This is a genomic window from Dryocola clanedunensis, assembly GCF_038405435.1.
Lineage (GTDB): Bacteria > Pseudomonadota > Gammaproteobacteria > Enterobacterales > Enterobacteriaceae > Dryocola > Dryocola clanedunensis_A.
Genome location: NZ_JBBYHZ010000018.1, coordinates 1 through 15,082 on the forward strand (window position 1 = coordinate 1; position 15,082 = coordinate 15,082).

Consider the following 15,082-nt stretch of genomic DNA (forward strand, 5'->3'; position numbering starts at 1 on the left):
ATCCGGAGATGCTGAGATATCAATCCTGCGAGTGCCCACACAGATTGTCTGATAAATTGTTAAAGAGCAGTGAGTTAGGCGCTTTCGCTTGCTAACTCGAGGTGGCGTATATTACGCTTTCCTCTTTCAGAGTCAACCCTTAATTTCAGGATTTTTAACTCTCATCGCCGCCGTTACTCTGTGATGTTGTTCACATGTTCCGTGTCGATGGAGGCGCATTATAGGGAGTTCTCCCGAGGCTGCAACACTAAATTTGCCCTGATTTGACTGACTGCTGCAATCCCCAGCAAAACCCCGCCTTATACCCAGTTGTGCACAAACTTATCCACAATCGTGTTGAAGGCCGAAATTTTGCGAGCGCGACGCAAACGTTTTCGCTACAATACGCCGCGATTAAAGGACGCCCCGTTTTGGGGCGTTAGCTGAGTTTTTCGGGAAAAAATCGAGAATTCAGCTAACGCTCTTCTATATGCGAACCAAAGCTAAGGGATCAAACCATGCAACAACGTCGTCCTGTACGCCGCGCTCTGCTCAGTGTTTCTGACAAAGCCGGTATCGTCGAATTCGCTCAGGCGCTCTCCCAACGTGGCGTAGAGCTGCTCTCCACAGGCGGAACCGCCCGTCTGCTGGCCGACGCTGGTTTACCGGTGACGGAAGTCTCCGACTACACCGGTTTCCCGGAGATGATGGACGGACGCGTCAAAACGCTGCATCCAAAAGTGCACGGCGGCATTCTTGGCCGTCGCGGTCAGGATGATGCCATCATGGCAGAACACGCTATCTCCCCAATCGATATGGTTGTCGTCAACCTCTACCCGTTTGCTCAGACAGTCGCGCGCGAAGGCTGCTCGCTGGAAGACGCCGTTGAGAATATTGATATTGGCGGCCCGACCATGGTTCGCTCCGCAGCGAAGAACCACAAAGATGTCGCAATCGTAGTAAAGAGCAGCGACTACCAGATGATTGTGGCCGAGCTGGACGCCAACGAAGGTTCCCTCACGTTAGAGACCCGTTTCGATCTGGCGATTAAAGCCTTCGAGCACACCGCCGCGTATGACAGCATGATCGCAAACTACTTCGGTAGCCTGGTGCCTGCTTATCACGGCGAGAGTAAAGAAGCATCCGGCCGCTTCCCACGCACGCTAAACCTGAACTTCATTAAGAAGCAGGATATGCGTTACGGTGAGAACAGCCACCAGCAGGCAGCCTTCTATATAGAAGAAGAAATCAAAGAGGCTTCCGTCGCCACGGCGACGCAGGTTCAGGGCAAGGCGCTTTCCTATAACAACATCGCCGACACCGATGCGGCGCTGGAGTGCGTGAAAGAGTTCAGCGAACCGGCCTGCGTTATCGTTAAGCACGCCAACCCGTGTGGCGTAGCGGTGAGTGATTCCCTGCTGGATGCTTACGACCGCGCTTATAAAACCGACCCGACTTCCGCATTCGGCGGCATCATCGCCTTCAACCGCGAACTGGATGCCCAAACCGCGCAGGCCATTATCTCCCGTCAGTTTGTTGAAGTGATTATCGCCCCATCCGCAAGTGAGGAAGCGCTGAAGATCACCGCAGCAAAACAGAACGTTCGCGTGCTGACCTGCGGCCAGTGGCAACAGCGTGTTCCAGGTCTGGATTTCAAACGCGTCAACGGCGGTCTGTTAGTACAGGATCGCGATCTGGGCATGGTAACCGCCGCCGATCTCCGCGTTGTCAGCAAGCGTAAGCCTTCCGAGCAGGAACTGCGTGATGCATTGTTCTGCTGGAAGGTGGCGAAGTTCGTAAAATCCAACGCTATCGTCTATGCCCGCGAGAACATGACTATCGGTATAGGCGCAGGCCAGATGAGCCGAGTGTACTCCGCGAAAATCGCCGGTATCAAAGCCGCCGACGAAGGGCTGGAAGTGAAAGGTTCGGCCATGGCCTCAGATGCATTCTTCCCATTCCGCGACGGTATTGATGCCGCTGCCGCCGTTGGCGTGAGCTGCGTGATCCAGCCGGGCGGTTCGATCCGCGATGAAGAAGTGATCGCCGCCGCCGACGAGCACGGGATCGCCATGATCTTCACCGACATGCGCCACTTCCGCCATTAATCCGGAGCGTTAATAAATGAAAGTACTAGTGATTGGTAACGGCGGGCGCGAACACGCACTGGCCTGGAAAGCATCGCAGTCGCCATTAGTCCGTACAGTGTTTGTGGCACCGGGCAACGCAGGTACCGCTCTGGAACCCGCTTTGCAAAATGTGGCCATTAGCGCGACGGATATTCCGGCTCTGCTGAGCTTTGCCCAAGGCGAAAAAATAGATCTGACGATTGTTGGCCCGGAAGCGCCATTGGTCATCGGCGTTGTGGACGCGTTCCGCGCTGCTGGCCTGAAGATCTTCGGCCCAACCCAGGCCGCCGCGCAGCTGGAAGGTTCGAAAGCCTTCACCAAGGATTTCCTGGCTCGCCACAAGATCCCAACCGCCGAATACCAGAACTTCACCGAAGTAGAGCCAGCGCTGGCCTACGTCCGTGAAAAAGGTGCGCCGATTGTGATCAAGGCCGACGGGCTGGCCGCAGGCAAAGGCGTGATTGTCGCCATGACCCTCGAAGAAGCCGAAGCTGCCGTTAACGATATGCTGGCGGGCAATGCCTTCGGGGATGCCGGTCACCGCATCGTGGTGGAAGAGTTCCTCGACGGCGAAGAAGCCAGCTTCATCGTGATGGTTGACGGTGAGAACGTACTGCCTATGGCCACCAGCCAGGACCATAAGCGTGTGGGTAATGGTGATACGGGGCCAAACACGGGCGGAATGGGCGCTTACTCCCCGGCTCCGGTTGTGACGGATGAAGTTCACCAGCGCGCCATGGACCTGGTCATCTGGCCAACCGTGCGCGGCATGGCAGCCGAAGGTAATACTTATACCGGCTTCCTGTATGCGGGCCTGATGATTGATAAGCAGGGCAATCCAAAGGTCATCGAATTCAACTGCCGCTTTGGCGATCCAGAAACCCAGCCAATCATGCTGCGCCTGCAGTCTGACCTGGTTGAGCTGTGCCTCGCAGCCTGTGACGGTAAACTAAATGATACGACCTCAAAGTGGGACGAACGTCCGTCTCTGGGCGTAGTGATGGCTGCCGGTGGTTATCCGGCGGATTACCGTATCGGGGATGTGATCCACGGCCTGCCGCTGGAGGAAGTGGCGGACGGTAAAGTCTTCCATGCGGGAACTAAGCTGCGTGAAGACGATATGGTGACCACCAGCGGCGGTCGCGTGCTGTGCGTAACGGCGCTGGGCGATACCGTAGCTCTGGCGCAGAAGCGCGCTTACGAACTGATGAAGGATATCCACTGGGACGGCAGCTTCAGCCGCTCGGATATTGGATATCGTGCCATTGAGCGTGAGAACGCGAAATAGAGTCGGGTGTGGCGCTGTCTGCCTGTTGTGTCGGATGACGCTTACGCTTATCCGACCTACAAAGACTTATCCGACCTACAAAGTCCACAAAACAAATACCGCCCGAGTGGCGGTTTTTTTATGGCTAGAAGTCGCCGGGCTTAGGCTGCCATGAGCAGAAGTCCTGGTTGGCCACCAGCAGCAGCTGCGAACCTTCCGGCGCTTCCAGCCAGGCAATGCTGACTTCAAGCGATGAGTGGCTCTGTCGGCGCGCTATGTGACTGAGTGAGGGTGCATCCAGCTTTGGCCTGAAGGTTTCCCCTTCGCAGGTGGTCACCGTGCCGTCGCGGTGCCAGCGCCCCTGTCGCAATACCACCTTCCCGATACGCAGCGCCTCGCTGGTCGCTTTCATGCGGGTGGCGTGATACTGGTACAGCGCTATCTGTTCGTTAGAGAGTTGCTGCTTCTGCCCGTTCACTTCGCGCTGCATAAAGCTCAGCTCGCCACGATCGTCAAAACGCACTTTGATATGTTCGGGTTTTTCACCCTGGACGTTCTGTTCGATAAAGACCAGCTCGTCGTCCTGCCAGCGGTATTCGCTGGTCGTGGTCGCACGGCTGCGATACGGACTCAGAGCCGTAAGCATGTGCACGGAGCCATCGTTATTGTCTTGTCGCCAGATACGCATCACGCCCTGATCGGCTACATAGCCGCTGGCGGTGAACGGCGGGAGTTTATTACTGCTACATGCCGTGAGCAGCAGCGCGCCCGTCAGCGCGACCAGAGGGCGCCAGACAGACAAAAGGGGCGTAAACGCCCCTCTGCTAAAACTGTTCACTGACACGCGCTTATGACTTAACCGCGTCTTTCAGTGCTTTGCCAGAAACAAATGCCGGCACGTTAGCTGCGGCGATTTTGATTTCTTTACCGGTCTGTGGGTTGCGGCCAGTGCGCTCAGCACGGTGGTTTACTTTGAAAGTACCGAAACCAACCAGTTGTACAGCGTCGCCTTCTTTCAGAGACTCAGTAATTGCAGCCAGAGTGGATTCCAGAGCAGCTTTAGCCTGTACTTTAGACAGGTCAGCCTTGTCAGCAATTACATCAATCAGTTGAGTCTTGTTCATAAGTTATCCTTACAATGTGTTTATCGCTTGCTAAGCATCGAGTGCGACGAAAATGCCAGAAAAGCACTCTCCTGCATACACGCACCGATAGCCACTTTTTTTCGCCCCACAAATGTAGACCAGACGGGGGGCTAATTGGAAGCCTTCAGGGGCCACAATTCGGACTGTACATCACGTTTTGTTGTCTTACTGCTGCAAATTTATACCGATATTGCTGATGTTGGCCTCACGGAGGTCAGCACGCAGGCCTTTGATAAGCTCAATATCGCGTTCTTCGCAGTCTGCCAGCAGACGGAAAATCTCCCACTGGATGTCCCATTCCTCTTCCACCTGCGGGTTAGCGCGCAGCTCTTCGTCGGTCATTTCCCGACCAGCCTGGGTCATTTCCAGCATCGCCACGGTGGTAATTGAAGACTTGCTGACTTCAATGGCGTGCTCCAGGGTTTCGCCGGAAAGACGAGAGTGAAGAAGCTCGCTCAGCGCCACGCAGGCATCGATTGCCGGATAGACACCGTAGATATCATAGTCATCAGCGGACGGAATCGCCTCCTCGAGTTTCTCGAGCTGGCTGTCAAAGTTCACTTTGGCATCTTTTACGGTCAGCGTTTCCCAGATGAGATCGAGAATACGGCGGTAAAGCTGCGCGTCGCCAAAGCCGGTCTGCTGGCAAAACATGGCGTAGTTCGGGTACATACGCTCGCACAAAGAGGCCATAAAAGTGACGTGCTGCCAGCTTTCAAGTTTCTCGATGCGCAGATGAATTGGGTTTTGTAACATTACGATGTCTCAAAGACGGGAAATTAGCGGCAGTTTACCCTAATCACCCCTGAATTGCTTGCCACCGCGCGAACGCCGGACGTCCGGACGCAACGGCATCTGCCCAGCGCGTAGGCTCCGGTAAACGGTAACCTGCCATACAGCGCTGAACCCATAATAAGGCGGTATCCGTGCTTACCCGATGCCCGGTGGCAACGAATAGCGGGTTACAGCGCTTTTTACTGCGCCATACCCAGCCGAGCTGTTCACCTTTGTCGATAAGCGGCTGCTGTTCGCCGACGTCTTCGCCCAGCGGTTCAAACCGGCCACACAGGCGCTTTTTCGCGACGCCAATGGTTGGCACGTCCACCAGCAGCCCAAAATGGCTGGCTACGCCGAGACGACGAGGATGCGAAATGCCGTGCCCGTCGACAAACAGCAGGTCGGGCTTTCGGGAAAGCATTTCCCAGGCCGCCAGCAGCGCAGGATATTCGCGGAATGACAGGAAGCCGGGGATGTAGGGCATGGTGGTGGCGATACGCGCCACCTGATGCTCGACAAGCTCGAGAGAAGGATATTTCAGCAATACGATAGCCGCGCGGGTCACCTCCCCGCCCTGCTCAAACCCAACGTCCGCTCCGGCGATGTACTGCGGAGGATCCACCTCAAGGCGATCTTCGCGGATCACCTGAGAAGCCAGTTCGATCTGTTGTTGACGTAATGCTGCGAGATCCATTCTCCCTCCCAATATTTACTTATGATACGGCGCCGACAGACGGTGTACCGCTTCAACGAAAGCACCTGCGTGTTCAGGCGGCACATCCTGATGGATGCCGTGGCCCAGGTTAAAGACGTGGCCTTCGCCCTGGCCGAAACCTGCCAGTATAGTCGCTACTTCTTCTTCGATACGTGCCGGTGGCGCATAAAGCATGGACGGGTCCATGTTGCCCTGCAGCGCAACCTTATGGCCTACGCGACGGCGCGCTTCGGCAATATCCATCGTCCAGTCCAGTCCCAGCGCGTCACAGCCCGTCTCCGCCATTGCTTCCAGCCACTGCCCACCGCCTTTGGTAAACAGGGTGACCGGCACGCGACGACCTTCGTTTTCACGCAGCAGGCCATCAACGATTTTATGCATGTAGTAGAGGGAGAACTGCTGATAGTCGCGGCCGGTGAGCACGCCGCCCCAGGTATCGAAAATCATCACCGACTGCGCGCCCGCTTTGATCTGCGCATTGAGATAGAGGGTGACGCTCTGCGCCAGCTTATCGAGCAGCAGGTGCAGCGACTGCGGATCGGCATACATCATCTTTTTAATGACGGTAAAGGCTTTGCTGCTGCCGCCTTCGACCATATAGGTCGCCAGCGTCCACGGGCTGCCGGAGAAGCCAATCAGCGGCACTTCGCCCTTCAGCTCACGGCGGATGGTACGCACCGCGTTCATCACGTAGCCCAGCTCGTCTTCCGGATCGGGAACCGGCAGCTTTTCAACATCGGCACGGCTGGTAAGCGGCGAGCGGAAACGTGGCCCCTCCCCGGCTTCAAAGTAGAGGCCCAGGCCCATCGCATCAGGGATGGTAAGGATGTCAGAGAAGAGGATCGCCGCATCAAGCGCATAGCGCCGCAGGGGCTGCAGAGTGACTTCGCAGGCCAGCTCGGCGTTTTTGCACAGCGACATGAAATCGCCGGCCTGCGCGCGGGTGGCCTTGTATTCAGGCAGATAACGCCCCGCCTGTCTCATCATCCATACCGGCGTGACATCCACGGGCTGGCGCTGCAGGGCGCGAAGGTAACGATCGTTCTTCAGTTCAGTCATTTTTGCATTTCCTTTGGCTGTATCCCGGCAGTTTATCATTCATACTCGGCGCGACACAGGGCAACGGTGTCTTCAATCAGGCGGCGCGCCACGGTGCCCGCCGCCGGGATCAGCGGCAGCCGATCGTAGCGATACCACTGGGCATCGATCAGCTCTTTAGGATCGATTTTAATGTCGCCGCTGTGGTAGTCGGCCATAAAAGCGGTCATCAGCGACTGCGGGAAAGGCCAGGGCTGCGAGGTGACATAGCGCAGATTCTTCACGCGAATACCGCTCTCTTCCATCACTTCACGCGCCACGGTCTGCTCAAGGGTTTCACCGACTTCGACGAAACCGGCCAGCACGGTGTATACGCCGCCGCGATGGCGGGTGTGCTGGGCCAGCAGAATATGATCGTCACGGCGAATCGCGACAATAATGCAGGGAGCAATCTGCGGGTAATAACGCTCGCGGCAGTGGCTGCACAGCATCGCCCATTCGCTTCTGCTGGTGTGCATCTCATGCCCGCAGTAGCCGCAGAACTTGTGGGAACGATAGAATTCAGCGAGCTGCACCCCTCGCCCGGCCAGCTGAAACAGGCCAGCATCCTGGTCGATTATCTGCCGCACCGAGCCCATGTCCTGACGACGATTTTGCAAAACCAGCCAGACGGGCTCACCTTCCCACTCGCCAATCTGACGGCCTTCTGTGCCATCAAGCTGATAATCCGTCGCCGCGCCATGGGGAAGCTCGCCTTTTGGCAGCCACAGTTTTTGCTCATGGCTGACAATAAACCAGCCGTGATCTAACTTTTCTATTACACGTTCCATAACCTGGTGCACATCCCCCTGGACACTGGTATAAACAATAGTCGTTACACTTTTTGGGTACGTTTGCGTTTTCTTTAACTCACGGAGTCAATCATGCTTAACCAGTTAGAGAGTCTGACTGAGCGCGTTGGTGGTAGTAATGAGTTAGTCGACCAATGGCTGTATGCCCGCAAACATCTGTTAGTGGCGTATTACAACATGGTCGGGATCAAGCCTAACAAGGAATCTCATTCCGCGCTTAATGAAAAGGCACTGGATGCATTTTGCCACAATCTTGTGGATTACCTGTCCGCCGGGCATTTCAATATTTATGAGCGCATTATCGATGAAATGGAAGGCACCAGCCCACTTTTAGCGGCCACGCAGATCTACCCGCAGCTGGAGGCCAACACCCAGCAGATCATGGCGTTCTACGATACCAATCTGGAAAACGCCATTGACGATGACAACTGCATTGAGTTCCAGCAGGCGCTGTCCGGCATTGGTGAGGCGCTGGAAGCCCGCTTCTCGCTGGAAGATAAGCTGATTGAGCTGGCCTTTGATAATAATCTGCATAGCAGCGCTAACGATGTCGACGGCCTTGCACGCCCGGCTTGAGATTTGCGCTGTTAACGAGTAATTTACAACCCGATCCGTAGCAATACGGGTTTCTTCTTGTCGGAGTGCCGAGTGCGTTAGCACCGGCTGAGACCGTTAATTCGGGATCCGCGGAACCTGATCAGGTTAATACCTGCGAAGGGAACAAGAGTAATTCTGCTTTTGGGACGCCCCACGCGGCTACCCCACATCCATTACTCCATCCGTCGTTCTGACAAGCCACTCCTGAAAAAACTGGAATGAGCTATGTCTGCATCTGAAAAAAAACCAACCCGTCGCGAACAGCGCGCTGCCGCCCAGCATTTTATCAATACGCTGGAAGGAACTGCTTTCCCTGCCTCAAAACGAATCTATCTGACCGGCTCAAGGGATGATATTCGCGTGCCAATGCGCGAAATCCAGCTCAGCCCAACGATGAAGGGCGGCAGTAAAGATAGCCCGCACTACGAACCCAATGACGCAGTACCGGTCTACGATACCTCCGGCCCGTATGGCGATCCGGAAATCGCCATCGACGTGCTACGTGGCCTTTCTCCTATGCGCAGCGGCTGGATTGCCGAGCGCGATGACAGTGAAGAGCTGACGGTGCGTAGCTCCGCTTACACCAAAGAGCGGCTGGCAGACGACGGTCTGGACGATCTCCGTTTTGAAACTCGCTTAACTCCCCGCCGTGCCAAAAGCGGCAACTGCGTGACCCAGCTGCATTACGCCCGCCGTGGTGTAGTGACGCCGGAAATGGAGTTTATCGCCGTGCGCGAGAACATGGGCCGCGAGCGTATTCGCGATGCCGTTCTGCGCCACCAGCATCCGGGCGAAGGTTTTGGCGCACGCCTGCCGGAAAATATCACCCCTGAATTTGTCCGTGACGAGGTTGCCGCTGGCCGCGCGATTATCCCCGCCAACATCAACCATCCTGAATCCGAACCGATGATTATCGGCCGCAACTTCCTCGTCAAGGTTAACGCCAATATCGGCAACTCGGCGGTGACCTCTTCCATCGAAGAAGAAGTGGAGAAGCTCGTCTGGTCAACCCGCTGGGGGGCGGACACGGTAATGGACCTGTCCACCGGGCGCTATATCCACGAAACGCGTGAGTGGATCCTGCGAAACAGCCCGGTGCCGATTGGCACGGTGCCTGTCTATCAGGCACTTGAAAAAGTAAGCGGCATTGCGGAAGACCTCACCTGGGAGATGTTCCGCGACACGCTGCTGGAGCAGGCCGAGCAAGGCGTGGACTACTTCACCATTCACGCGGGCGTACTGCTGCGCTATGTGCCGATGACCGCTAAACGCCTGACCGGCATCGTTTCACGCGGCGGGTCGATTATGGCGAAATGGTGCCTGTCGCATCATCAGGAAAACTTCCTCTACGAGCATTTCCGCGAGATCTGCGAAATCTGTGCCGCCTACGACGTTTCCCTGTCGCTGGGCGACGGCCTGCGTCCCGGCTCCATTCAGGACGCCAACGACGAAGCGCAGTTTGCCGAGCTGCACACCTTGGGCGAGCTGACCAAAATCGCCTGGGAGTATGACGTGCAGGTGATGATCGAAGGGCCGGGGCACGTGCCAATGCAGATGATCCGTCGCAACATGACCGAGGAGCTGGAGCACTGCCATGAAGCGCCGTTTTATACTCTCGGGCCGCTGACTACCGACATCGCACCGGGCTATGACCATTTCACCTCCGGCATTGGTGCTGCGATGATCGGCTGGTTCGGCTGCGCGATGCTCTGCTACGTGACGCCGAAAGAGCATCTCGGGCTGCCAAACAAAGAGGACGTTAAGCAGGGGCTTATCACATATAAAATTGCGGCCCACGCCGCAGACCTGGCAAAAGGGCATCCCGGCGCGCAAATCCGCGACAACGCCATGTCCAAAGCCCGCTTTGAATTCCGCTGGGAAGACCAGTTCAACCTGGCGCTGGATCCCTTCACCGCCCGCGCCTACCACGACGAAACGCTGCCGCAGGAGTCCGGCAAGGTCGCCCATTTCTGCTCGATGTGCGGGCCAAAGTTCTGCTCGATGAAAATCTCCCAGGAAGTGCGGGATTTTGCCGCTAAGCAGGCCGTTGAGTCCGGAATGGAAGAGATGTCGCAATCCTTCAGGGCTAAGGGCGGCGAAATCTATCTGCGTCAGGAGGAAGCATGACGGTAAAAACTGCTTTTCCTGCCGTTCCGCAGCGTCTGGGCCTTTATCCGGTGGTAGACAGCGTGGAGTGGATTGCTCGCCTGCTGGAGGCGGGCGTCCGCACGATCCAACTGCGTATCAAAGACAAAAGCGACGAAGAAGTTGAGGCCGACGTAAAAGCAGCCATCACCCTTGGGCGGCGTTATGAAGCACGGCTGTTTATCAACGATTACTGGCGGCTTGCCATTAAGCACCATGCGTACGGCGTGCATCTGGGTCAGGAAGATCTGGACGTGGCGAACCTGGATGCCATTCGCGACGCGGGCCTGCGGCTGGGGCTGTCCACCCATGACAATATGGAAATGGATCGCGCGCTGGCCGCCCGCCCTGCTTACATTGCACTGGGCCATGTGTTTCCTACCAGTACCAAGCAAATGCCCTCGGCACCACAAGGGCTGGCGCAGCTGGCGGCTCACGTTAAAACGCTGGGGGAATACCCGACGGTGGCAATCGGCGGCATCAGCATTGACCGCGTGTCTGACGTTCTCGCCACGGGCGTAGGAAGCGTTGCCGTGGTCAGCGCGATAACCCAGGCGCAGGACTGGCGCGCGGCGACGGCTCATCTGCTTGAACTGGTGGGGGCTGGCGATGAATGACGCGGATTTCATGCGCTACGGCCGCCAGCTGCTGCTGGAAGATATTGCGCTCGGGGGGCAGCAGAAGCTGCTCGCCAGCCGGGTTCTGATTGTCGGCCTGGGCGGGCTGGGCTCCCCGGCGGCTCTTTATCTGGCCGCTGCCGGTGTGGGCACGATAATTCTTGCTGACGATGATACGGTGCATATCAGCAATCTTCAGCGGCAGATTTTGTTCACCTCGCAGGATCTGGACCTGCCGAAATCGCAGGTTGCCCGTCGTCATCTCCAGCGTCTTAACCCGGACATCGAGCTAAAGGCTATCGGCCAGCGCCTGGCTGGGGAATCGCTGATGCATGCCGTTGAGGACGCCGATCTGGTCCTGGACTGCAGCGACAACATGGCAACGCGCCAGGCAATTAACGCGGCCTGCGTCGCACAAAGCACACCGCTTATCTCCGCCAGCGCCGTTGGTTTCGGCGGCCAGCTGATGGTGCTGACGCCGCCGTGGGATAACGGCTGCTATCGCTGCGTCTGGCCTGATGAAAGCGAGCCTGAACGCAACTGCCGCACCGCAGGCATCATCGGCCCGGTTGTCGGGGTCATGGGAACTTTGCAGGCGCTGGAGGCTATCAAACTGCTCGCCGGCATGGCTCCAGCCTGCGGATCGTTACGTCTGTTTGATGCCCGGCAGCACAGCTGGCGAACGCTGGCGATGCAAAAGTCGGCTCTGTGCCCGGTATGCGGAGGGACGAATGCGCATCTTGCTCAATGACGAAAGCGTGCAGTGCGTCGATAGCCTGACGCTGGCGGCCCTGCTGGAACAGCTCCGCATGCTGAAGCCGGGAACCGCAGCGGCCGTCAATCAAACGATCGTCCCTCGAGAGCAATGGCAGCGCCATAAGCTGTGCGATGGCGACCAGATCCTGCTTTTTCAGGCGATAGCCGGAGGTTGAAATGCTACAGATCGCAGATAAATCCTTTTCTTCACATCTGTTCACCGGCACCGGGAAGTTCTCTTCTGCCGACGTGATGATTGAGGCGATCCGCGCCTCTGGTTCGCAGTTGGTGACCATGGCGATGAAGCGGGTCGATTTACGAAACCCCAACGACGCTATTCTTGCCCCGCTGCTTGCGGCTGGCGTTCAGCTGCTGCCCAATACATCCGGCGCGAAAACGGCAGACGAGGCGATATTTGCCGCGCGGCTTGCACGCGAAGCGCTCGGTACAAACTGGGTGAAGCTGGAAATCCATCCTGATGCCCGCTACCTGCTGCCCGACCCGATCGAAACGCTGAAGGCCGCTGAGGCCCTGGTGAAGCAGGGCTTTGTCGTGCTGCCGTACTGCGGCGCAGATCCGGTTTTGTGCAAAAGGCTGGAAGCAGCAGGTTGTGCCGCCGTAATGCCGCTGGGCGCGCCAATCGGCTCGAATCAGGGGCTGCAAACCCGCGCGCTGCTGGAAATCATCATCGAACAGGCAACCGTGCCGGTGGTGGTCGACGCGGGGATTGGCGCGCCCAGCCATGCCGCCGAAGCGCTGGAGCTGGGCGCTGATGCGGTGCTGGTGAATACGGCGATTGCCGTAGCAAACGATCCCGTCCGGATGGCGCAGGCTTTCCGGCTGGCGGTTGAAGCAGGCGTTCTGGCAGCCAGCTCTGGACTGGGGCATCGCCACCAGCAGGCTCAGGCATCCAGCCCGCTGACGCAGTTTCTGCAGTTTAGTCAGGAGGGGGCATTGTGATGGCTACCTTTACCGACCGCTGGCGGCAGCTGGACTGGGATGACATCACGCTGCGCATCAACGGTAAAACTACGGCGGACGTCGAGCGGGCGCTGGGTGCGGACAGGATAACCCGGGACGATCTTATGGCCCTGCTCTCTCCAGCAGCCAGCGCGTATCTCGAACCGCTCGCTCAGCAGGCGCAAAGGCTCACCCGCCAGCGCTTTGGCAATACGGTGAGCTTTTACGTCCCGCTGTATCTGTCGAACCTGTGCGCTAACGACTGTACCTACTGCGGGTTTTCGATGAGCAACAGGATCGGGCGCAAAACGTTGGATGAGGCGGAGATTGAAAGAGAGTGCGCCGCCATCCGTGAGCTGGGGTTTGAGCATTTGCTGCTGGTGACGGGAGAACACCAGACGAAGGTGGGAATGGACTATTTTCGTCGGCATCTCCCGGCTATTCGCCGCCGCTTCAGCTCGCTGCAAATGGAAGTGCAGCCGCTGGATGAGCACGAGTACGCGGAGCTGAAAACGCTCGGCCTGGACGGGGTGATGGTTTATCAGGAAACCTATCACCAGGCAGTTTATGCCCAGCATCATCTGCGCGGGAAAAAGCAGGATTTTTTCTGGCGGCTGGAAACGCCGGATCGCCTTGGTCGGGCCGGGATAGACAAAATTGGCCTGGGGGCGCTGACGGGGCTGTCCGACAGCTGGCGAACCGACTGTTTTATGGTGGCGGAGCATCTCTTATGGCTTCAACAGCATTACTGGCAGAGCCGCTATTCCGTCTCGTTCCCGAGGTTGCGGCCCTGCGCGGGCGGCGTTGAACCGGCATCGGTGATGAGCGAAAGCCAGCTGGTACAGGTGATCTGCGCGTTCCGGCTGCTGGCCCCGGATGTGGAGCTGTCGCTGTCCACGCGGGAGTCGCCGTGGTTCCGGGACCATATGATCCCGCTGGCGATTAATAACGTCAGCGCGTTTTCTAAAACCCAACCCGGTGGCTATGCGGACAATCACCCTGAACTGGAGCAGTTCGCCCCGCACGATGGAAGAACGCCACAGGAAGTCGCCGCGGCGTTAACCCGTTCAGGCTTGCAGCCCGTCTGGAAGGACTGGGACAAGTATCTGGGAAGAGCCTCGCAGTAAAAGTGCAACGTTGCAGATGAGATAAAAAGGTTTCAGAGCGGTGCCGAAGCGTGGGAAACGCCGCGTTGCCGCTCTGCTCTCCTTAAAATATTGTCTCTCCGTCGGACGTTACGCCCGACCGGGGCGGCAACACCCCCTTCTCCTTGCCGCCCCGCCTTCCCGCTTTAAAGGCAGCGGCGTCATCAGGGAGAAACAAAAATGTAACCGGTTTCAGTGTTTCGTCGATTCTTTTGTGATACCTGACACACAATCACGCTAAAGCGGTTGTTGGCGAGGCTTCCACGGATAATTATCTGTCTATCCAACGGACATTGAGAGCAGATTATGAAGAATATCGTTTTGTGTTGTGCTGCAGGTATGTCTACCAGCATTCTGGTCCAGCGAATGAAAGACGCAGCGGCGAAGAAGGGTATCGAAGTTACCATCAAGGCTGTGCCTGTCGCAGAATTCAAAGACAATATTGATACCGCAGATATTGTGCTTCTCGGTCCACAGGTTAAATATGAGCACGCTAAGCTACAGGCCATTGCTGAGCCGATGGGTAAAACGGTTGCCGTCATCGACATGATGGACTACGGCATGATGAAAGGCGACGTGGTGCTCGATAAAGCTTTGAAGATGATGGAGTGATAAAGACGTGGAAGATTTAGAATCGATTATCATGGAGCTGCTGGTCAATGCCGGTAGCGCGCGTAGCCAGGCGCTGACCGCTTTACAACAGGCTCGCAAAGGCGATTTTGAAGCCGCCGAGCAGGCAATGGAAGAGTCACGAGAGTTTGTAAAACACGCCCATAAAATCCAGACCCAGCTTATCGGTATGGATGAAGGCACCGGTAAACTGCCCGTTAACCTGATCACCGTGCATTCCCAGGACCACCTGATGAACGCCATGGTAATCCAGGACTTAGCCGGAGACATGATCGAACTTTATCGCCGTATCCCGCTGGTTAAATAATTCAGCTTCCTGAATTTCAGACAT

At 56.9% G+C, this 15,082-nt stretch carries 17 protein-coding genes and 1 riboswitch; of the genes, 11 read left to right on the forward strand and 6 right to left on the reverse strand.

Going from position 1 to position 15,082, the window contains the following annotated elements:
- Positions 1–497: 497 nt before the first annotated feature.
- Positions 498–2,087, forward strand: a complete 1,590-nt coding sequence (gene purH, locus AAE045_RS22000; RefSeq protein ID WP_455549513.1) for a bifunctional phosphoribosylaminoimidazolecarboxamide formyltransferase/IMP cyclohydrolase — start codon at positions 498–500, stop codon at positions 2,085–2,087.
- A 16-nt stretch (positions 2,088–2,103) separates the two neighbouring features.
- On the forward strand, positions 2,104–3,396 hold the full coding sequence (gene purD, locus AAE045_RS22005; protein ID WP_455549514.1) for a phosphoribosylamine--glycine ligase: 1,293 nt from the start codon (positions 2,104–2,106) through the stop codon (positions 3,394–3,396).
- 124 nt (positions 3,397–3,520) lie between these two features.
- Here purD and AAE045_RS22010 read toward each other — a convergent pair whose 3' ends face one another.
- The 6 genes from AAE045_RS22010 to nudC form a co-directional block, all read right to left on the reverse strand.
- A complete protein-coding gene (locus tag AAE045_RS22010) occupies positions 3,521–4,213 on the reverse strand; it encodes a DUF1481 domain-containing protein (RefSeq protein ID WP_455549515.1) in 693 nt (230 codons plus the stop codon).
- Between the two features lie 10 nt (positions 4,214–4,223).
- Positions 4,224–4,499 (reverse strand): nucleoid-associated protein HU-alpha, encoded by a 276-nt coding sequence (gene hupA, locus AAE045_RS22015; protein WP_202307975.1) that lies wholly within the window; start codon positions 4,497–4,499, stop codon positions 4,224–4,226.
- Positions 4,500–4,685: 186 nt separating this feature from the next.
- Positions 4,686–5,276, reverse strand: a complete 591-nt coding sequence (locus AAE045_RS22020; protein WP_455549516.1) for a YjaG family protein — start codon at positions 5,274–5,276, stop codon at positions 4,686–4,688.
- 43 nt (positions 5,277–5,319) lie between these two features.
- Complete coding sequence (gene nfi, locus AAE045_RS22025; RefSeq protein ID WP_455549517.1) at positions 5,320–5,991, reverse strand: deoxyribonuclease V; 672 nt, start codon at positions 5,989–5,991, stop codon at positions 5,320–5,322.
- A gap of 15 nt (positions 5,992–6,006) precedes the next feature.
- Positions 6,007–7,071, reverse strand: a complete 1,065-nt coding sequence (hemE, locus tag AAE045_RS22030; RefSeq protein WP_455549518.1) for a uroporphyrinogen decarboxylase — start codon at positions 7,069–7,071, stop codon at positions 6,007–6,009.
- A 35-nt stretch (positions 7,072–7,106) separates the two neighbouring features.
- On the reverse strand, positions 7,107–7,880 hold the full coding sequence (nudC, locus tag AAE045_RS22035) for an NAD(+) diphosphatase (RefSeq protein ID WP_455549519.1): 774 nt from the start codon (positions 7,878–7,880) through the stop codon (positions 7,107–7,109).
- 93 nt (positions 7,881–7,973) lie between these two features.
- On the opposite strand from nudC, the gene rsd reads away from it, so the two are divergent.
- The 9 genes from rsd (at position 7,974) to AAE045_RS22080 (ending at position 15,058) form a co-directional block, all read left to right on the forward strand.
- Positions 7,974–8,477 (forward strand): sigma D regulator, encoded by a 504-nt coding sequence (gene rsd / locus AAE045_RS22040; protein WP_455426135.1) that lies wholly within the window; start codon positions 7,974–7,976, stop codon positions 8,475–8,477.
- 51 nt (positions 8,478–8,528) lie between these two features.
- Positions 8,529–8,638: riboswitch (TPP riboswitch) on the forward strand.
- Positions 8,639–8,723: 85 nt separating this feature from the next.
- On the forward strand, positions 8,724–10,625 hold the full coding sequence (gene thiC / locus AAE045_RS22045; protein WP_455549520.1) for a phosphomethylpyrimidine synthase ThiC: 1,902 nt from the start codon (positions 8,724–8,726) through the stop codon (positions 10,623–10,625).
- Positions 10,622–11,260, forward strand: a complete 639-nt coding sequence (gene thiE / locus AAE045_RS22050) for a thiamine phosphate synthase (RefSeq protein ID WP_455549521.1) — start codon at positions 10,622–10,624, stop codon at positions 11,258–11,260. Before thiC ends, thiE begins: the two co-directional genes overlap by 4 nt.
- Positions 11,253–12,011, forward strand: coding sequence for a HesA/MoeB/ThiF family protein (locus tag AAE045_RS22055; protein WP_455549522.1), 759 nt, complete (start codon positions 11,253–11,255; stop codon positions 12,009–12,011). Before thiE ends, AAE045_RS22055 begins: the two co-directional genes overlap by 8 nt.
- A complete protein-coding gene (thiS, locus tag AAE045_RS22060) occupies positions 11,992–12,192 on the forward strand; it encodes a sulfur carrier protein ThiS (protein WP_455549523.1) in 201 nt (66 codons plus the stop codon). The genes AAE045_RS22055 and thiS overlap by 20 nt, the downstream gene beginning before the upstream one ends.
- Position 12,193: 1 nt before the next feature.
- Positions 12,194–12,976, forward strand: a complete 783-nt coding sequence (thiG, locus tag AAE045_RS22065) for a thiazole synthase (RefSeq protein WP_455549524.1) — start codon at positions 12,194–12,196, stop codon at positions 12,974–12,976.
- Entirely contained in the window at positions 12,976–14,103 is a 1,128-nt protein-coding gene (gene thiH / locus AAE045_RS22070; RefSeq protein WP_455549525.1) for a 2-iminoacetate synthase ThiH, read from the forward strand. Before thiG ends, thiH begins: the two co-directional genes overlap by 1 nt.
- A gap of 324 nt (positions 14,104–14,427) precedes the next feature.
- The gene (locus AAE045_RS22075) at positions 14,428–14,733 is read left to right on the forward strand and encodes a PTS sugar transporter subunit IIB (protein WP_202307997.1); all 306 of its coding nucleotides are present in this window, start codon (positions 14,428–14,430) and stop codon (positions 14,731–14,733) included.
- Positions 14,734–14,740: 7 nt separating this feature from the next.
- Entirely contained in the window at positions 14,741–15,058 is a 318-nt protein-coding gene (locus AAE045_RS22080; protein WP_271129540.1) for a PTS lactose/cellobiose transporter subunit IIA, read from the forward strand.
- The last annotated feature ends 24 nt before the right edge of the window (positions 15,059–15,082 follow it).